The sequence below is a fragment of the Azospirillum formosense genome, from assembly GCF_013340925.1.
GTDB lineage: Bacteria > Pseudomonadota > Alphaproteobacteria > Azospirillales > Azospirillaceae > Azospirillum > Azospirillum formosense.
In genome coordinates this window covers 1-18,619 of sequence record NZ_WHOR01000046.1, presented here as the reverse complement: position 1 = coordinate 18,619, position 18,619 = coordinate 1, and the positions used below count along the sequence as shown (strand labels likewise).

The window sequence follows — 18,619 nt, the reverse complement described above, 5'->3', positions numbered from 1 at the left end:
GCATGAACGACATCCGCACGCGCCTGCTCGCCGCCTTCGACCTGGAGCACAAGGAGCATCTCGCGGCCATCCGCGAGGCCCTGCGCGCGGTGGAGAAGGACCCGGCGCATCACCCCGATCTGGTGGAGATCCACCGCCGCGCCCACAGCCTGAAGGGCGCCGCCCGTGCCGTGGACCTGCCGGAGGTCGAGCGGCTGTCCCATTGGCTGGAGGCCGCCTTCATCGCCATCCAGCGCGGCGCGGTTCCCTTCGACGCGGCGGCCCGCGACGTGGTGCGCCGAGCGCTCGACGCCATCGAGGACGTGGTGGCCTGGGCGCCCCGCGGCGGCGGCGAGGTGGACATCGCCGAGGTGCTGGCCGAATTGACCCGCATGGGCGGCGAGGGCGGCGGGCCGGAACCGGTCCAGCGCCGCACCGCCGCGGCTGAGGCGGGCGTCGCACCGGTCGCGCCTCCCACCACCGCACCGCTCCCGGCCCGCGCCGTCGACGCCTCCCAGAGCGCGGCCCTGGTCCGCATCCGCAGCGCCGGGCTGGAACGGCTGTTCACCGCCGCCGCCGGCCTCCTGCCGGAGATCGAGAACCAGTCGGCCCTGGTCGCCGAGCTGCGCGAGCTGCGCGGCGAATGGCGCGCCCTGGAGCGGAGCTGGCACGCCATGCGGCCCCGCCTGCTCCGCGGCGGCTCCCACGACGCCACGGGGACCGCCGGCATCAGCTTCGCGGGCGACGAGACGGCTCTGCGCCTGTCCTCCTTCGAGCGGCGCTTCCGCGCGCTCGGCGCCTCGCTGGACGCGGCGCACCGCGCCCATGACCGTCATCTCTGGTCGCTGCGCCGCTGGGGAAGCGGCTTCCAGGACGAGGTGCGGCAGCTCCGCATGCTGCCGGCGGAGTCGCAGTTCAGCAACCTCGGCCGCATGATCCGCGACATCAGCCGCGCCCAAGGCAAGGAGGTCGAGGCGGACATCCGCGGGCTGGAGACCCAGGCCGACCGGGTGGTCCTGCAACGGCTGAAGGACCCCGTGCTGCACATCGCGCGCAACGCCGTCAGCCACGGTGTCGAAACCCCGCAGGAGCGGGTGGCCGCGGGCAAGCGCGCGGCGGCGACCGTCCGCTTCGAGGCCTCGGTCGTCGGGCGCCGCCTCGTCCTGCGCGTCGAGGACGACGGGCGCGGCCCGAACCGCGCGGCCATCGCCCGCCACGCCGTCGAGCGCGGCCTGCTGGGCGCCGACGAGGCGGAGTCGGCGCCGGAGGAACGGCTGCTCGACCTGATCTTCGAACCGGGCTTCTCCACCGCTCCCACGGCGAACGAATACGCCGGGCGCGGCATGGGCCTCGCCATCGTGCGGCGGGAGGTCACCCGGCTCCAGGGCTCGGTGACGCTGGCCGCTCGCGAGGGCGGCGGGACCGTCGTCACGGTGGAGGTGCCGCTCAGCCTGCTCAGCCAGCGGCTGGTCTTCGTGGCGGTCCAGGACGACATCCTGGCGATTCCCAGCAACGACGTGGCGCGCGTGCTGCGCGCGCCGGCGGACACGCTGTTCACCGACCTCGCCGCCCCGACCATCCGGCTGGAGGAGGAGGACGTTCCGGTGACGCCGCTGGCGGCATTGCTCGGCTACGACGGGGCCATGCCGCCCGGCAACGGGGCGCCGCTGGCGCTCGTCATCCTGCGCACCGCCGGGCGGCGGGTCGCGCTGGTCGTGGACGCGCTGATGGCCACCCGCGACTCGGTGGTCACCCCGGCGGAGGAGGTGGGAATCGACGCCGCCCGCTTCCTCGGCACCGTGCTGATGGACGACGGATCGCCGGCCCTGGTTCTGAATCCCGCCGCCCTGTCGCCGCGCCCCGGCATGGCCCTGCCGCCGCTGGTCCGTCCGGTCGACGAGTCGGCGCGGCGGCGGCCGCACATTTTGGTTGTGGACGATTCCATCACCACGCGAACCCTGGAAAAGAGCATCCTGGAGGCCCATGGTTACCGGGTCACGCTGTGCGTGGACGGGCGCGAGGCGGTCGAAACGCTCGGCGAGCTGGAGGATGTGAACCTGATCATCAGCGACGTGGAGATGCCGAGGATGGACGGGTTCGCCCTGCTCCAGGCCGTCAAGGGCAACCCCATGACCTCCGACCTGCCGGTGATCCTGGTCACCTCGCGCGCCAGCGACGAGGACCGCGAGCGCGGGCTCGATCTCGGCGCCGACGCCTACATCGTCAAGACCCGTTTCGACCAGAACGAGCTTCTGGCCGGCATCCGGCGGCTGCTGTGACCGGCGCCCGCAAGATCCGCGTCCTGGTGGTCGAGGACTCCCCGGTCGTCCAGCAGCTGCTCGCCCACGTCATCGGCGAGGACCCGCGGCTGGAACTGGCCGGCATCGCCGCGTCCGGCGAACAGGCGCTGCGCATGGTCGACTCGCTGCGGCCGGATGTGGTGTCGCTGGACATCCGCCTGCCGGGGATCGACGGCTTCGCCGTGACGCAGCGTCTGATGCGCGACCATCCCGTGCCGATCGTCGTCGTCGCCTCCGACGTGCGCGACCTGGACATCCCGATGCGGGCGCTCCAGGCCGGGGCGCTGGCGGTGGTGGAGAAGCCGGGCAGCATGGCCCGCGCCGACTATCAGACCGTCGCCCGGCATCTCTGCACCCAGCTCACCATCATGAGCCAGGTGAAGGTGATCCGGCAGCGCGGGCGCCCGCGCAACAGCGAAGAGGAAACCCGTGGCGATGGCGGCCGCGGCGGCGGCGTCGCCGTCCCGCCGCCGCCCCTGCCGCCGTCCGTGGTGAAACGGCAATTCCGCGCCCTGGGGATCACCGCCTCGACGGGCGGACCGGCGGCGCTGGTGAAGCTGCTGCGCGGGCTGCCGACCAACTTCCCCCTGCCGGTCTTCGTCGTGCAGCACATCGGCGCGCCCTTCGTGGCCGGCTTCGCCTCCTGGCTGGGGTCGGTCACGCCGCTGCCGGTTGCGCTGGCCTCCGACACAAAGCACCGGCCCGGCCACGTCTACGTCGCCCCCGGCGAGCTTCATCTGACCGCCGATCCCGGCGGGATGCGGCTGGTCCACGGCGATCCGGTCTGCGGCCAGAGGCCGTCCGGGGACGTGCTGTTCTCCTCCCTGGCCTCGGCCTTCGGCGCCGCCGCCATCGGCGTGCTGCTGACCGGCATGGGGGAGGACGGGGCGCGCGGCCTCACCGACATGCGCCGGGCGGGCGCCTACACCATCGCGGAGCACGCCTCCACCGCGGTCATCCACAGCATGCCGGGGACCGCGGTCCGGCTGGGAGGCGTTACCGAGGAGCTGCCCATCGACAAGGTGGCGGCCCGTTTGCTGGAACTGGTTTCGACGGGAGTAGAGCCCTCATGAATGGACCCAGGGCGCTGATCGTCATCGCCTCGCAAACGCAGGGACTTCTCCTGAAGCTGATGCTGGAGGAGCAGGGCATCGAGGCGAGCTGCGTCGAAACGGCGGAACCCGCGGTCGCCGAGCTGGCGCGCCGTCCCTTCGACCTGCTGATGGTCGAGGCCGACGGCGAGGCCGCCCGCACCCTGACGGAGCTGCGGCGGCACTGCCCGGCCCCCGCGATGCTGCTCGGTTCGGCGGAGCGGGCGGCGGAGGCGGGCGTTCCCGCCGACGTGCAGCGGGTGGATCCCGCCGATTCCCAGGGCGTGGTTCAGCAGGCCATGGCGCTGCTCGACCGGCGCAACGCGCCGCCGGCGGTGTCCGACATCCTGCAGCGGGCGCGCATCCTGGTGGTGGACGACAGCGCGACCTACCGGGAGTTCCTGCGCGCCGAGCTGGAGGAGGACGGCTGCCACGTCGTCGCCGCGCGCAACGCCGACGAGGCGGTGGCGGCGCTGGAGGACGGCGGGCTGGACTGCGTCATCCTCGACCTCGTGATGCCCGGCACCAGCGGCACGCAGCTCTGCGAGCGGTTCGACCGCTTCCGCCGGCGCCGCGGCCTGTTCTTCCAGATCGTCATCCTGACCAGCCAGGAGGGCGACGACCGCCTGACCGCCAGCCTGACCGCCGGCGCCGACGACTTCGTCGGCAAGTCGCAGCCGATGGACATCCTGAAGATCCGCCTGATGGCCCTGCTCCGCCGGAAATACATGGTGGAGGACCATCTCGCCCGCCTGTCTCCCCCAATGCCTTCCGCATAGGAGCGGATAGGGCTTTCAGGCGCTTTCATCCCCAGCGCACCAAAGGTTAAGGTGCTACACCTTCAGCTCCAGCGGTTAGAGAGACCGACGTGACGCCTCGGCACAGGAACAGGACCAGCATCGACGCCGCGCCAGCGGAGACGGAGTGCGTGGAGAACGCGCTGCGCGTCTGCCGCGCCGCCGCGCTGCCGGCCTTCGTCCTCACCGGGCCGTCGCACGCCGCCACCCTCTTCGCCAACGACGCGCTCTGCACTCTCCTCGGCAAGGAGCCGGCAGCGGGCGGGCAGCCGGCCCCGGCCTGGTTCGGCCCGCTCTGGCCGGCGGTGCTGGGCGCCGTCGATCCGCTGTTCTCCGGCGACACCGAGGAGCCGGTCGGCATCGAGCTTCTGCCCGTGGGCGACGCCGATCCGGCGGCGTTCCAGGGCGTGCCGCTGATCGAGGACGGGCGGACGGTCGCCATGCTGGCCCTGGCCACACAGGCGGCCCCCGACGACCGGGTCGTCGCCCGCATGGAACGGGCGATGCGCGCGGAGATCGAACGAACGACCGCCGCGCGGTCGCGTTTCCTCGCCTCGGCCAGCCACGACCTGCGCCAGCCCTTCCAGGCGATGCGCCTGTTCCTCGACGCGCTGTGCAGCCAGATCAGCGACGAGAAGGCGCTGAGCACGGCCGAGATGCTGAGCAACGCCATGACGGCGGGCGAGCGGCTGCTGAACGCGCTGCTCGACATTTCCACGCTGGACGCCGGCACGGTGACCCCGGACCCGCAGCCGGTTTCCCTGGACGAGCTTCTCGGCCAGCTCGTCGAGGAGTTCCGCCCCCAGAGCGAGGAGAAGGGCCTGCGCCTGCGCGCCCGCCTGTGCCCCGGCACGGTGGAAACGGACCCGGTGCTGTTCGGGCGGGTGATGCGCAACCTGCTGACCAACGCCATCCGCTACACCCGGCACGGTGGCCTTCTGCTCGCCATGCGGCGGCGCGGCAACCGCTGGCGCGTCGACGTGTGGGACACCGGCTTCGGCATCCCCGAGGAGCAGCTGACCGCCATCTTCGACGAGTTCCACCAGCTCCAGAACCCCAACCGCGACCCCACCCGGGGGCTGGGCCTCGGCCTCGCCATCGTGCGCCGTCTGGCGGAGCTTCTCGGTCTTCAGGTGGAGGTGCGGTCGCGCATCGGGCGCGGCACCGTCTTCTCCGTCTCGCTGGAGGCCGCGAGCCCGCTGGCCGAGCCGCCGTGCAGCCACATTTCCCCGCCGCCCTCCACCGCCTCGGCGCCGCCCCTGACCGGGATGACCGTGCTGGCCGTGGACGACGAGGCGATGGTGCTGACCGGTCTGCAGATGATCCTGGAAAGCTGGGGCTGCACCGTCGCCGCCGCGGGCGACATGCGGGAGGTCTTCGCGGTGCTGGATGCGCTGCCGGACCCGCCGTCGGTCATCCTGACCGACCTGCGGCTGCCCGGAAAGGTCTCCGGCTTCGATGTGATCGACCGGGTGCGCCGCCTCTACGGCCGCGAGATCCCCGCCGTGGTGCTCAGCGGCGAAACCGCCCAGAGCGCGCTTCTGGAAGGCCAGCGCCGCGGCTGTTCCTTCCTGCACAAGCCCCTCCATCCCGGCGATCTGCGCCAAGTCCTGGAGCGGCTGCGCGAGGGCAAGGACAAGGGTGGGGAAAAGGGCGAGGGAGGATAAGCCCCCCTCCGTGACGTCCGTCGCGGAACCGACTACACCCAGCGGTCGCCGTGGCTGTAGACGACCAGCCGGTCGCCGCGGGCGAAGCCGGCCAGCGACACGCCGCAGCTTTCCGCCATGCGCACAGCCATGCCGGTGGGGGCCGAGATGGCGACCAGCCCGCTGATGCCCAGCCGGGCGGCCTTCTGCACCAGCTCGTAGCTGGCGCGGCTGGAGGTCAGGACGAAGCCGCCCCGGCGGTCCACGCCCGTGCGCACCAGCCAGCCGATCAGCTTGTCCAGCGCGTTGTGGCGGCCGACGTCCTCGCGCACCGCCAGGATCTCCCCCGCCGCGTCCACCCAGGCGACGCCGTGCGCCGCCCCGGTGGCGCGGTGCAGGGTCTGCCGCTCGGCGAAGCGGGCCAGCGCCCGCTCCACCGCGCCGACCGACAGCCGACCGCCCGAGGGGACGGGCCGGCCGGACCGGGCGATGGCCTGGAGGCTCTCCACCCCGCAGACGCCGCAGCCCGACCGTCCGGCGATGCTGCGCCGCTTGCCCTTCAGCGCCATGAAGCGCTCCATCGGGATCTCCATGCGCACCTCGATCCCGTCGCAGCCCTCGACCACCCGCAGGCTTTCCAGCTCCTCCGCGTCGGCGACGATCCCCTCCGTCAGGGAAAAGCCCAGGCCGAACTCCTCCAGGTCGTCGGGGGTCGCCAGCATCACCGCATGGACGATGCCGTTGTAGGCGATGGCGACGGGCACCTCCTCCACCACCGCGTCGTCGCAGAGCTGGGCGTCGTCCGGTCCCAGCCGCAGGACGGTCATGCGGTGCGTGGTGGAGGGCGCTGCGACGTCGGTGGCGAGGCTCATGGCATTATCCTTCTTAGGAATTCCCCTTCTCCCCTCCGGGGAGAGGGCTAAGAGCGCTCTCAAGCGATCAGTGCCCGGTTTCCTTGCCGGTCACCTGACGGAACCAGCGCGGATGGTGCTTGCGCGCCCAGGCGTGGGTGACCACACCCTCGACCATGGCGCGGATCGTGCCCTGCACCCACAGCGCGGCGTAGACATGGACGATGATGCTGGCGATCAGCACCAGCGCGCTGGCGGCGTGGACCAGAAGCGCCACGCGGATGATCGGGATCGGGAAAGAGCCCGCGAAATAGGGCCGCCACGCGATCACCCCCGACACCAGCAGCAGGATCATGCACAGCACCATGACCCAGAACATGCCCTTCTGGCCGCCGTTGTAGCGGCCGATGTCGCCGACCTCGTTGCCCTTCATCACCTCCTTCACCGACATCATCCATTTCACATCCTCCTTGTTGATGAGGTTGTGGTGGGCGTAGCGGAAGAACTGGCGGGCGAAGGCCAGGACCATCACCACCCCGACGAAGGGATGGACGATGCGGGCGAGCTGCGGCGTGCCGAACACGCCGGTCAGCCAGAAGAAGGCCGGGTAGAAGAAGGCCAGCCCGGAGATGGCCAGCAGCACGAAGCAGACCGCCACGATCCAGTGGTTGATGCGCTCCGCGGCGCAGTAGCGTTGGATCAGCTTTTCCGACGTCTTCACAGCGCGTTCTCCCGTTCCTTATGCTTGGTTCCTTGAGCGGGCGGGACCGGCGGCGTGCCGTGATCCGCCTCGTCCTCGTCATCGGCGCGGTTCGGGCCGACCGTGATGTAATGGAAGAAGCCGAACAGGCCGGCGGCGGCGACGCCCAGGGTCGCCAGCGGCTTCAGCATGCCCTTCCACACCCCGACGACGGCGCTGATCGACGGGTTGTCCGGCAGGCCGGAATAGAGCGCCGGCTTGTCGGCGTGGTGCAGCACGTACATGACGTGGGTGCCGCCCACCCCGGCGGGGTCGTAGAGGCCCGCCTGGTCGTAGCCGCGCGACTGGAGGTCGGTGATGCGGGTCGCCGCGACCTCGATCATGTCCTCCTTGCTGCCGAACTGGATGGCCCCGGTCGGGCAGGTCTTGACGCAGGCCGGCTCCTGCCCCACCGCGACGCGGTCGGAGCACAGGTTGCACTTGTAGGCCTTGCTGTCGGCCGGGCTGAGGCGCGGCACGTTGAACGGGCAGCCGGAGATGCAATAGCCGCAGCCGATGCAGTTCTCCTGGTGGAAGTCCACGATGCCGTTCTTGAACTGCACGATGGCCCCCGGCGACGGGCAGGCCTTGAGGCAGCCAGGGTCGGCGCAGTGCATGCAGCCGTCCTTGCGGATCAGCCACTCCAGCTTGCCCTTCTCCTCCACCTCGTTGAAGCGCATAACGGTCCAGGCCTGCGCGGACAGGTCGGTCGGGTTGTCGTAGACGCCGACGCAGGTGCCGACCTCGGCGCGCAGCTCGTTCCATTCCGAGCAGGCGACCTGGCAGGCCTTGCAGCCGATGCAGACCGTGGTGTCGATCAGCTTGGCCACTTCCTGCGGGTTGCGGGCCTGCGGGGTCGGCGTCGGGGTGGCGGACCGGCGCAGGATATCGAGGGATTGCAGTGCCATGACTTACGCCACTCCGATCTTCTCGACGTTCACGAGGAACGCCTTGTATTCCGGGGTCTGGGTGTTGCAGTCGCCGACGGCGGGCGGCAGCGTGTTGGACAGGAAGCCCTTCCTGGCCACCGTCTCCCAGCCCCAGTGCAGGGGGATGCCGATCTGGTGGACGGTGCGGCCCGCCACCTTCAGGGCCTTGATGCGCTTGGTCACGACCGCCTTGGCCTTGATGTGGCCGCGCTTGGAGGAGACCTGGACCCAGTCGCCGGCCCGGATGCCCTTCTCCGCCGCCAGAGTCTCGCCGATCTCCACGAACTGCTCCGGCTGGGCGATGGCGTTCAGCCGCACGCTCTTGGTCCAGAACTGGAAATGCTCGGTCAGGCGGTAGGTGGTGCCGACGTAGGGGAACTGGTCATGGGTGCCCAGACGCTCGCGGTCGGCCTTGAAGATGCGGACCGCCGGGCTGCTGACCACCTTCGGGTGCAGCGGGTTGGTGCCGAGCGGGCTTTCCATCGGCTCGTAATGCTCGGGGAAGGGGCCGTCCACCAGCTTGTCGGTGCAGAACAGCCGCCCGACGCCCTCCGGGTTCATGATGAAGGGGTTCATCCCGTCGGCCGGCGGCGAATCCACCTTGAAGTCCGGCACGTCGGCGCCCGCCCAGGCGGTGCCGTTCCACGCGATCAGATTGCGCTTGGGGTCCCAGGGCTTGCCCGACGGGTCGCAGGAGGCGCGGTTGTAGATGATGCGGCGGTTGGCCGGCCACGCCCAGGCCCAGCCCGGCGTGTTCCCCAGGCCGGCGTCGGTGTTGTCGCGCCGGGCCATCTGGTTGCCCGCCTGCGTCCAGCAGCCGGCGAAGATCCAGCAGGCGCTCATCGTCGTGCCGTCGTCGCGCAGCAGGGCGAAGTTGGGAAGCTGCTCCCCCTTGCGGGCGAGGAACTTTGCCGGGTCCTTGGGATCGGGGATGTCGGCCAGCGCGCGGCCGTTCATCTCCTTCGCCAGCTCCTCCGGCGTCGGCTCCAGCGGGTTCTTGTAGGGCCAGGAGAGGTTGAGGATCGGCTCCGGCGCGGTGCCGCCCTCCTTGGCGTAGAGGGTGCGGACGGCCATGAACAGCTCGGCCAGGATCTCCTGGTCGGTCTTCGCCTCGCCCGGCGGGTTGGCGCCCTTCCAGTGCCATTGCAGCCAGCGCGAGGAGTTGACGATGGCGCCGTCCTCCTCGGCGAAGCAGGTCGAGGGCAGGCGGAACACCTCGGTCTTGATCGACGCGGTGTCGACCTCGTTGACCTCGCCGTGGTTCTGCCAGAAGGAGGCGGTCTCCGTGGCGATCGGGTCGATCACCACCATGTATTTCAGCTTGGCGAAGTCCGCCGCCGTCTTGCGCGCGTCAGGGAAGGAGGTCAGCGGGTTGAAGCCCTGGACGATGAAGCCGTTGACCTTGCCGTTGTGCATCAGGTCCATGACCTGCAGCACGTCGTACATCTTGTCCCACTTGGGCAGCCAGTCGTAGCCCCAGTTGTTCTCCGCCGTCGCCTTGTCGCCCCAGAACCACTTCAGCAGGCTGACGAAGAACTTCGGCGTGTTGGCCCAGAAGTTGAGCTGGCCCGGCGCCTGCGCCTTCGGCGCGGTCTTGGCGATGTAGTCGGCGAAGGTCGGGTGCGCCTTCTCCGAGGGCAGGGTCAGGTAGCCCGGCAGGTTGGTGGACAGCAGGCCGAGGTCCGACAGGCCCTGGATGTTGGAGTGGCCGCGGAGCGCGTTCACGCCGCCGCCCGGCATGCCGATGTTGCCCAGCAGGAGCTGGATCATCGCCATGCTGCGGATGTTCTGGGCGCCCACCGTGTGCTGCGTCCAGCCCAGCGCGTAGAGGATCGTGCCGACCCGGTCGCGCACCGCCGTGGAGCCGAGATGCTGGCAGACGCGCAGGAAGCCGTCCTTCGGCGTGCCGGTCAGGTCCTCGACCAGCTCCGGCGTGTAGCGCGCGTAGTGGGCCTTCATCAGGTTCCACACGCAGCGCGGATGCTGGAGCGTCGGGTCGGTCTTCGCCGTGTTCCCGTCCGCCTCGAACTCGTAATTCCAGCTGGAGCGGTCGTACTGGCCCTTGGCCGCGTCATAGCCGCTGAACAGCCCGTCCTCGAACCCGAAGCCTTCCTTCACGATGTAGGAGGCGTTGGTGTAGGCGCGGACATACTCCCACTGGATCTTGTCGTTGGCGACCAGCCAGTTGATGACGCCGCCCAGGAACACGATGTCGGAGCCGGCGCGGATCGGCAGATACTCGTCGGCCACCGCGGCGGAGCGGTTGTAGCGCGGGTCGACGACGACGATGCGCGCGCCGCGCTTCTTCGCCTCGACCGCCCACTTGAAGCCGACCGGGTGCGCCTCCGCCGGGTTGCCGCCCATGATCAGGATGAAGTCGGCGTTGGAAATGTCCACCCAGCTGTTGGTCATCGCCCCGCGCCCGAAGGTCGAGGCCAGCGCCGACACGGTCGGGCCGTGGCAGACGCGGGCCTGCGCGTCGGTGCCGACGATGCCCAGCGAGCGCATGACCTTCTGCGTCAGGATGCCCGTCTCGTTGGACGAGGCCGACGCCGTCAGCATGGCGGTGGACAGCCAGCGGTTCACCGTCACACCGTCGGCGGTCCTGGTGACGAAGTTGGCGTCGCGGTCGTCCTTGATGTGGCGGGCGATGCGCGCGATCGCCTCATGCCAGGAGATGCGCGTCCAGCTGTTGGACCCGGCCTCGCGGACCTCCGGGTGCTTCAGGCGGTTCGGGCTGTGGATGAAGTCCAGCAGGCCGGCGCCCTTCGGGCAGAGCGAGCCGCGGCTGACCGGATGGTCGGGGTCGCCCTCGATGTGGGTGATCTCGGCCTTGGCGTTCTTGGCGCCGTCGCCCAGGCTGTACATCAGCAGGCCGCAGCCGACCGAGCAGTAGGGACAGGTGTTGCGGATCTCCTTGGCGCGGGCGAGGCGGAACTGGCGCACCTCGGCCAGCGCCTCGGACGGCAGGAAGCCCAGAACCCCCATGCTGGAGGCGGCGAGACCGCCCGCCGTGACCTTCAAGAACTGCCGCCGTGATACCTGCATGGGTGTGATGGGCATGAAACCTCCCTGATGTCGGCCCTGGTGTCAGGATGTGCCGGCCCGGCGCTTAAGCGCCTGGAACCGGTGGCGCCGACCCGCCCGGGGTGACCCGGCCGGAGTGGCGCATCCCCCAAAGGGCAGATTCCGTGCCAGCCGGGGCTTACAGCGGAATGCGGTGCGTTTGCTGAGGCGGACGGACGGAACGGCCATGCCCGCACCGCACCGAGGGACATTTTGTCCAGCCGGCGATGGACAAAATGTCCCTAACGTTTGTGTGGAGGACAATCTGTCGGGGGTATCCATTCCCTCTCCCGCCCCGGGAGAGGGTGGCGCCGCAGGCGTCGGGTGAGGGTCGTCCGAGAATCAAGGCCCTGCCCGTTGCCGGTACCCTCACCCTTCCCACGCTTTGCGTGGGCCCCTTCCCTCTCCCGGGGCGGGAGAGGGAATACAGGTCCCTCCTGGCACCGTTCTTGCACTGTGCTATCCCTTCCGACTGTTCGTGATCCGTGACCGGGAAAGCCACCATGACCGCCTCCTCCGACGCCCCGATTTCCGAAGCGGCGATGTCCGAAGCGACCGCCGCCGCCATGGCCGCCACCGGTCTGGTGCCCGGCCAGTCGCCGGCCCCGCTGCGCCTGCCCGACGCGGCGATCTTCGCCCGGCGGGCGGCGCGCCTGCGCGCGTTGGCGGAGGGGCACGCCATGGGCGACTGGCTGCGCTTCGTCGCCACGCTGGCCGACGCCCAGGCGGCGGTGACCGCCACCCCCGCCGCCCTGGCGCCGGAGGAGCAATGGGCCGCCGACCTGCGCGCCCTGGGCGCCCGGCTGGACAGCCTCCTGCCCGGCGGCGCGCGCGAGGCCCTGACCGCTCTCGCCGCGTCCGACGCCGACACCCTGGAGGAGCTGGCCGGGCGCTGGGCCGGCGACGCGCTGGAGGACGGCGACCACGCCGCAGCACCCTTCCTGGCCGCGGCCTTCCAGACCGCCTGGACACGCCACGCCGTCGCGCTCGACCCGGCGTCGGTGACCACCCACGCCACCGCCACCGCCTGCCCGGTCTGCGGCGGCGCACCGGTCGCCGGCGTGCTGCAGGTCGGCATGGAGAGCGGCGGCCTGCGCTATCTCCATTGCGGGATCTGCCACACCGCGTGGCACCATGTGCGCTCGTCCTGCGTGGCCTGCGGCGACGGCAAGGACGTCTCCCAGCGCTTCGTCGAAGGGGCGGACGGCACGGAGGCCAACGGCGCGGTGCGCGCGGAAACCTGCGACTCCTGCCACAGCTATCTGAAGCTGCTGTTCCTGGAAAAGGCGCCGGACCTCGACCCGGTGGCCGACGACCTCGCCACGCTGGCGCTCGACCTGCTGCTGGGCGAGGAGGAGTACCGCCGCATCGGCGTCAACCCGTTCCTGGCGGTCGCCGGGTAGCACGACGGGGCGTCAGCCCCCCGCGGTGATCCGCTGGGCGGCGAAGAAGGGCGCGGTCGGCTGGTCGGAATAGACGGCCTGCCGCCGCAGCCACAGGGTGAAGCGCGTTCCGCGCCCCGGATCGCTCTCCACCGTGATCCGCCCGCCGTAGCGCTGGACGATGGCGTAGCTGATCGACAGGCCGAGCCCCGTCCCGGTCTGCTTCTTGGTGGTGAAGAAGGGGTCGAAGATGCGGGCCAGATCGCCCGCCGCGATGCCATGACCGGTGTCCTCGACCCCCACCAGCACCCCCTCGAACGGCTCCGCCCCCGGCAGACGCTCGTCCGGGGCGATGTCGCGACTGTCCAGAGTCAGGCGGCCGCCCTCCGGCATCGCCTGCATGGCGTTGACGATCAGGTTGATGAGCACCTGCTGAAGCTCGCCGCGGTTCATCTCCACCGGGCCGCCCGCCTGGGCCTTCAGCGTCACCACGACCCGCGCCCGGTTCAGGTTGTGCCGGGTCAGCACCAGACAGTCGGACAGCACGCCGTTCACGTCGGTCGGCTCGGCGTAGCCGGCGAAGTCGCCGGGCCGGGCGAATTGCAGCAGCTTCGTCACGATGGCGTGGATGCGCCGGGTCTGCTCGTCGATCAGCCGGACCTCCTGGCGCACCGGCTCGATCCCGTCGCCCAGCACCTCGCGCAGAAGGTCGAGGTTGCCCTGGATCACCGCGACCGGGTTGTTGATCTCGTGCGCCACCCCGGCGGTCAGCTCGCCGATGGCGGTCAGCTTCTCGTTCATCACCAGCTGCTGCTGGGCGCGGCGCAGGGTGGCGTTGGCCTCCTCCAGCGCGGCGGTGCGCAGCGCCACCTTGCGGTCCAGCTCCTCGGCGGAGCGCTGAAGCTCCCAGCGCCGCGCCGCCACGGAATCCAGCAGATGGTCGAAGGCGCGGGCCAGCCGCCCCAGCTCGTCCCGGCTGGCGGTCGGGCCGATGCGCGCGGAATCCTCGCCCCCCTCGATGCGGGCGATGACTCCGGCCATGCGCTCCAGCGGGCGGAAGATGGCCCGCGCGCCGCGCAGGCCGACCAGCGTCCCCAGCCCCGACACCAGCAGGAACAGCAGGAACAGCCCGGCCAACGCCTTGTAGAGCGTGTCGCGCAGCGGCGATTCCAGGAACCCGACATAGAGCATGCCGATCCGCCGCCCGGCGGTGTCGGCCAGCGGCTGATAGCCCGACACATAGGTGTCGTTGACCACGAAGGCGGAACCCAGCCACGGCTCGCCGCGGTCCAGCACCTTGTCCGCCACCGCCTGCGACGCCCGCGTGCCCAGCGCCCGCTGCCCTTCGAATAGCCGGACGTTGGTGGCGATGCGGGTGTCGCCGAGGAACAGCGTGGCGGTCCCCTGGCTGCCCAGCGGCAGCGAGGCATCCTGATAGACGATGGTGTTCAGCCGGTCCACGATGCCCTGGTTGCCGTTCAGCAGCACCCCGCCTTCCAGCACCCCGAGCAGACGGCCGTCCGGCCCGTCGAAGGGAATGGCGACCTGGATCACCAGCCCGCGATCCTCTGCCCCATGACTTTCGACATTGCGCGGATCGGGCCGGGCGGCGCGGGTCGGCACCAGCGGCGTGTGGGCGGCCCGGCGCAGCGCCGGGTTCAGCGCCTCCAGCTCCGCCGGGGCGAAGACCTCCAGCCCGTGCTGCGCGTAGCCGTGCAGCGCCTCGCGCACCACCGACCAGCCGCTGCGGTCCGCCGGGACGGCGAAGGACCCGCCCGCCCGCACCATGCCCCCGGCGTCGAGCAGCAGCAGATAGTCCAGCCCATGCTCCTCGGCCTCCTCCTCAAGCAGCCGGCGCAGGTCGGCGGGCGTCCCGCGCTCCAGCACCAGGGCCAAGCGGTGGGAGGTCGCCACCCCCTCCAGCCCGTTGCGCAGCGACATCTGCACCCGGTCGAAGAACTGCCGCGCCGTCCCCAGGTCGGAGCTGACCTTGTTCACCAGAAGCTGGTCGTAGCCCTGCGTCCCCCAGGCCCAGACGATCATCAACAGGACCGGCGCGCCGACCAGCAGCGGCGCCAGCACCAGCGCCAGCAGCTTGAGCCGCACCGACTCCGCATAGGCCGCCGCCAGCCGTTTCAGCATGTTGGGCCGGGACGGGTTGGGGCGGGATGGAGGCGTCACACCCCCCATTCCACGCATTTCCGGTCCAGCGTCTTGCGCGACACCCCCAGCAGGTCGGCGGCGCGCGCCTTGCTGCCGTCGCAGCGCGCCAGCACGGTCAGGATGTGGCGCTTCTCCACCTCGGCCAGCGGCAGCACGTCATTGTCGCCGTCCATACGGACGTGGCGGACCGGACAGGGCGCGCAGGGCGGGTTGCCGGCCACCGCCGCGGCGCACAGGCTGGGGTCCGCGGCCAGCCCCGCCTCCACCGCCGCGGCGTTGGCGGTGTCCAGATCATCGAGCGGGAATTCGCCGAGCAGCAGCGACCGCTCCACGAAGTTGCGCAGCTCCCGCACGTTGCCGGGCCAGGAATGGCACATCAGCGCCCGCGTCACCTCCGGCGTCAGGGTCAGCGGCGGCACGGCCAGCCGCGCCGGCAGGAAGCGCATGAACAGCGCGGCCAGCTCCGGCACGTCCACCGCGCGCTGGCGCAGCGGCGGAATGGTCAGCGTCATCACCTCCAGCCGGTAGAACAGGTCCGGGCGGAAGCGCCCCGCCGCGGCCTCCGCCTTCAGGTCGCGGTTGGTGGCGGTGACCACGCGGACGTCCACCGGCACCTCCTGCTCGCTGCCGACCGGGCGGATGCGCCGCTCCTCCAGAACGCGCAGCAGCTTGGATTGCAAGGTCAGCGACAACTCGCCGATCTCGTCCAGGAACAGCGTGCCGCCGTGGGCGTAGTAGAACAGCCCCTTGCGCGCGTCCTTGGCCCCGGTGAAGGCGCCGCGGGCGTGGCCGAACAGCTCCGCCTCGATCAGGTCGGCGGAGATCGCCGCGCAATTCACCGCCACGAAGGGCCGGTCGGCGCGCGGCGACAGGTCGTGCAGCGCGCGGGCGACCAACTCCTTCCCCACGCCGGACTCGCCCTGGATCAGCACGGTGGACGGGGTCGGCGCCACCCGCTGCACCAGCGAACGAAGCCGCATCATGGCGTCCGACCGCCCGACGATCTCGTCGCGCCCGCTGTCCTTCTTCGACAACTGCCGGCGCAGCACGTAGTTCTCGCGGGTCAGCCGGGTGCGCTCGACGCAGCGGTCGATGGAATTCAGGATCTGCTCGACCCGGAAGGGCTTCAGCACGAAATCCGCGGCGCCGGAGCGCAGGGCGTCGATGGCCGTGTCCATGTCGGCGAAGGCGGTGACCAGGATCACCTCGCCGGCATAACCGCCGGCCATCAGCTCCTTCAGCCAATCCAGCCCCGAGCGGCCCGGCAGGGCGACGTCGAGGATGATCACCTCGGCGTGGATGCGCTCCAGCGTCCGGGCGCCCTCCTCGGCGCTGCCCGCCACCGCGACCCGCCAGCCGCGCCGCTCCAGCGCGCGCGACAGGAAGCTGCAGATGCCCTCCTCGTCGTCCACCACGAGGATGGAGGGCTTCGCCCGGTCCTCCATCCGGCCATCCTCCGGCGCGCTGCGGTCGGACGGGGTGGAGACTGGCGCGGTCATGGTCATCGCTGTGCACTCGGCGGCGGAAAGCCCCACAGTCTAAGGGACCGCAACCAAGCCGGGCCAGTGATTTCCGAAATCCGGAATAGTCCCAGCACCACGCTTGGACAACCAACCCGCGCCATGCGAAGCTCCTCCCTCATCGCACAGACCGGGAGCCGACCGTGACCGACACCCGCGGATCATTCGTCCATGCCGGCCCGCGCATCGCCGATGCCGGCATCAATGACGCCGAGTGGCAAGCGCGGGTCGACCTCGCCGCCGCCTACCGTCTGGTCGCCGAGCGCGGCTGGGACGACCTGATCTACACCCACATCTCGCTGGCCGTGCCGGGGGAGCCGGGGCGCTTCCTCATCAACCCCTTCGGCCTGACCTTCGACGAGGTGACCGCCTCCAACCTCGTGAAGATCGACATCCACGGCGCCATCATCGGCGACAGCCCCCACACCGTGAACGCCACCGGCTTCGTCATCCATGGGGCCGTCCATGCGGCGCGCGAGGACGCGCGCTGCGTCATGCACCTCCACAACGAGGCGGCGGTAGCGGTGTCGATGCTGAAGGACGGGCTCCTCCCGCTGTCCCAGCACGCCCTGCGCTTCTACCGCGACCTCGCCTATCATCGGTATGAAGGGCTGGCCCTGACCGACAGCGAGAAGGTCCGCCTCGTCGCCAATCTCGGCACCCGCCGGGCGATGCTGCTCCACAACCACGGCAGTCTGGTGACCGGGCGCACGGTGGCGGAGGCCTTCTGCCTGATGGACATGCTGGACAAGGCGTGCCGGATGCAGCTCGCCGCGCAGGCGGCCGGCGCGGAACTGGTGTCGCCCCCGCCGGAGCTGTGCGACAAGACCTACCGGCAGCTCACCGCCGATCCGGAGCCCGAAGGCGAACTGGAATGGCCGGCGCTGCTGCGACGCCTGGACCGGCGCTGCCCGGACTACAAGAGCTGAGCTTTCCGGACCGCGGTCCGCAACAGAGGGGATGGAACGATTATGCCACTGATCAACGTTCAGCTTTTCGAAGGCCGCACGCTGGAGCAGAAGCGTGCCTATGCCAAGGCGCTCACCGACGCCTCGGTCGCGGTGCTCGGCTGCAGCCCGGAGGCGGTCGATGTCATCTTCCACGATGTGAAGAAAAGCGATTGGGCCAGCGGCGGCAAGCTGTGGTCCGACCCCGAGTGACACCGCTTCCCGGATGCCCATGGGAAGCGCTGCTCACCCCATGGGCATCCGGACAAAAAATAGGCACGCCGCCCCTTAGCTTGCTCAGACCGCACCCACCGTCTTGCCCGTGAGACGGTAAACCGCGGTGGCGACGGCCCGGTCCTCGCTGTCGCCGACCTCCATGCGCCGGTCGATATAATTGCCAAGAAACTCGACCAGCGCGTCGCGGGTGACCGACTGCACCCACTGGCCATGCCGGCCATAGGCTTGCAGCGTCCAGAACTCCGAGGCCATCAGCGCCGAGCGGACGGATTTGGACGAGCCGTCCCAATGCGACCAAAGAAAGTCGATGGCACTCTGAGCGACCGTAATCACCAAACCGGCATTGATTCCGCGTGACGCCATCGTAGTCTCCCTCTCAGCTTGCCGAGCGGACGCTCGTGAACGGAACTCGTTCAGCAAAAGCAGTGCCAGGGAGTCCAAAACAATAAGCCGTACCTCGTTCGGATGCGATTCGCCGAAAATCCAGACCAGACACGGGAGGAGTGGCCATGAACGCGCAGGAAGAGCAACGGGCGCGCGACGCGCTGAAATGCATCGACCGCGACCTCGACGCGCTCGACATCCAAATCGCCGCCCTGCGATCACGGCAACGGTCCGGGACCTCCCTCGACCAATACATCCGTGTCCGCGACGCCCTGCTGACCGAGGCCCAGACGATCCTCACCCAGCTCGACCACCGCTCCGACAACCAATCCCCTCCCCCGCCGATGGCGGGGGAGGGTTAGGGAGGGGGCCCGCGTCGACACCCCGACACCACAGAATCCGAACAAACGAAAAACCGGCGCTTCCCATGGGGAGAAGCGCCGGCCTTGCCGTTCATGAAGCCGATTGTCAAGTGCGTGCGAAATCTGCTGCGTCCACGTTCCTGGATGGCGTGGCGTGTGCCGTGGTGACCTGGCGGCGACCTACTCTCCCACGTCTTAAGACGCAGTACCATCGGCGCTGAGGCGT

Annotated in this window: 15 protein-coding genes; 8 read left to right on the top strand and 7 right to left on the bottom strand. The window is 70.2% G+C overall.

Translation table 11 applies throughout. The features are described 5' to 3' along the window. Positions 1-2: 2 nt before the first annotated feature. The 4 genes from GBZ26_RS08890 (at position 3) to GBZ26_RS08875 (ending at position 5,834) form a co-directional block, all read left to right on the top strand. A complete protein-coding gene (locus tag GBZ26_RS08890) occupies positions 3-2,258 on the top strand; it encodes a hybrid sensor histidine kinase/response regulator (protein WP_174438524.1) in 2,256 nt (751 codons plus the stop codon). Then, a complete protein-coding gene (locus GBZ26_RS08885) occupies positions 2,255-3,352 on the top strand; it encodes a chemotaxis protein CheB (RefSeq protein WP_174438523.1) in 1,098 nt (365 codons plus the stop codon). Before GBZ26_RS08890 ends, GBZ26_RS08885 begins: the two co-directional genes overlap by 4 nt. Further along, the gene (locus tag GBZ26_RS08880) at positions 3,349-4,149 is read left to right on the top strand and encodes a response regulator (RefSeq protein WP_174438522.1); all 801 of its coding nucleotides are present in this window, start codon (positions 3,349-3,351) and stop codon (positions 4,147-4,149) included. The genes GBZ26_RS08885 and GBZ26_RS08880 overlap by 4 nt, the downstream gene beginning before the upstream one ends. Positions 4,150-4,298: 149 nt before the next feature. After that, positions 4,299-5,834 (top strand): hybrid sensor histidine kinase/response regulator, encoded by a 1,536-nt coding sequence (locus GBZ26_RS08875; protein ID WP_343207247.1) that lies wholly within the window; start codon positions 4,299-4,301, stop codon positions 5,832-5,834. A 32-nt stretch (positions 5,835-5,866) separates the two neighbouring features. On the opposite strand, the gene fdhD is transcribed toward GBZ26_RS08875, so the two are convergent. From fdhD to fdnG, 4 genes are all read right to left on the bottom strand, one after another. Beyond that, the gene (fdhD, locus tag GBZ26_RS08870) at positions 5,867-6,685 is read right to left on the bottom strand and encodes a formate dehydrogenase accessory sulfurtransferase FdhD (protein WP_174438520.1); all 819 of its coding nucleotides are present in this window, start codon (positions 6,683-6,685) and stop codon (positions 5,867-5,869) included. A 67-nt stretch (positions 6,686-6,752) separates the two neighbouring features. Beyond that, positions 6,753-7,385 carry a formate dehydrogenase subunit gamma gene (locus tag GBZ26_RS08865; protein ID WP_174438519.1) on the bottom strand — a complete coding sequence of 211 codons (633 nt, stop codon included), beginning with the start codon at positions 7,383-7,385 and terminating at the stop codon, positions 6,753-6,755. Beyond that, positions 7,382-8,311, bottom strand: a complete 930-nt coding sequence (fdxH, locus tag GBZ26_RS08860; protein WP_174438518.1) for a formate dehydrogenase subunit beta — start codon at positions 8,309-8,311, stop codon at positions 7,382-7,384. The genes GBZ26_RS08865 and fdxH overlap by 4 nt, the downstream gene beginning before the upstream one ends. 3 nt (positions 8,312-8,314) lie before the next feature. After that, positions 8,315-11,395: a formate dehydrogenase-N subunit alpha gene (fdnG, locus tag GBZ26_RS08855; protein WP_484793082.1), complete on the bottom strand. Its 3,081-nt coding sequence runs from the start codon at positions 11,393-11,395 to the stop codon at positions 8,315-8,317. Between the two features lie 506 nt (positions 11,396-11,901). On the opposite strand from fdnG, the gene fdhE reads away from it, so the two are divergent. Further along, positions 11,902-12,801: a formate dehydrogenase accessory protein FdhE gene (gene fdhE, locus GBZ26_RS08850; RefSeq protein ID WP_174438517.1), complete on the top strand. Its 900-nt coding sequence runs from the start codon at positions 11,902-11,904 to the stop codon at positions 12,799-12,801. Positions 12,802-12,813: 12 nt separating this feature from the next. On the opposite strand, the gene GBZ26_RS08845 is transcribed toward fdhE, so the two are convergent. Then, the gene (locus GBZ26_RS08845) at positions 12,814-14,961 is read right to left on the bottom strand and encodes a cache domain-containing protein (protein WP_343207248.1); all 2,148 of its coding nucleotides are present in this window, start codon (positions 14,959-14,961) and stop codon (positions 12,814-12,816) included. Further along, the gene (locus GBZ26_RS08840) at positions 14,958-16,448 is read right to left on the bottom strand and encodes a sigma-54-dependent transcriptional regulator (RefSeq protein WP_211104657.1); all 1,491 of its coding nucleotides are present in this window, start codon (positions 16,446-16,448) and stop codon (positions 14,958-14,960) included. The genes GBZ26_RS08845 and GBZ26_RS08840 overlap by 4 nt, the downstream gene beginning before the upstream one ends. Positions 16,449-16,606: 158 nt before the next feature. Here GBZ26_RS08840 and GBZ26_RS08835 point away from each other — a divergent pair, with 158 nt between their 5' ends. After that, complete coding sequence (locus tag GBZ26_RS08835) at positions 16,607-17,392, top strand: class II aldolase/adducin family protein (protein ID WP_222070122.1); 786 nt, start codon at positions 16,607-16,609, stop codon at positions 17,390-17,392. Positions 17,393-17,434: 42 nt separating this feature from the next. Then, a complete protein-coding gene (locus GBZ26_RS08830) occupies positions 17,435-17,623 on the top strand; it encodes a 4-oxalocrotonate tautomerase (protein ID WP_014197963.1) in 189 nt (62 codons plus the stop codon). An 84-nt stretch (positions 17,624-17,707) separates the two neighbouring features. On the opposite strand, the gene GBZ26_RS08825 is transcribed toward GBZ26_RS08830, so the two are convergent. Next, on the bottom strand, positions 17,708-18,010 hold the full coding sequence (locus GBZ26_RS08825) for a hypothetical protein (RefSeq protein ID WP_014197964.1): 303 nt from the start codon (positions 18,008-18,010) through the stop codon (positions 17,708-17,710). A 146-nt stretch (positions 18,011-18,156) separates the two neighbouring features. On the opposite strand from GBZ26_RS08825, the gene GBZ26_RS08820 reads away from it, so the two are divergent. Continuing rightward, positions 18,157-18,393 carry a hypothetical protein gene (locus tag GBZ26_RS08820; protein WP_174438516.1) on the top strand — a complete coding sequence of 79 codons (237 nt, stop codon included), beginning with the start codon at positions 18,157-18,159 and terminating at the stop codon, positions 18,391-18,393. Positions 18,394-18,619: the final 226 nt, after the last annotated feature.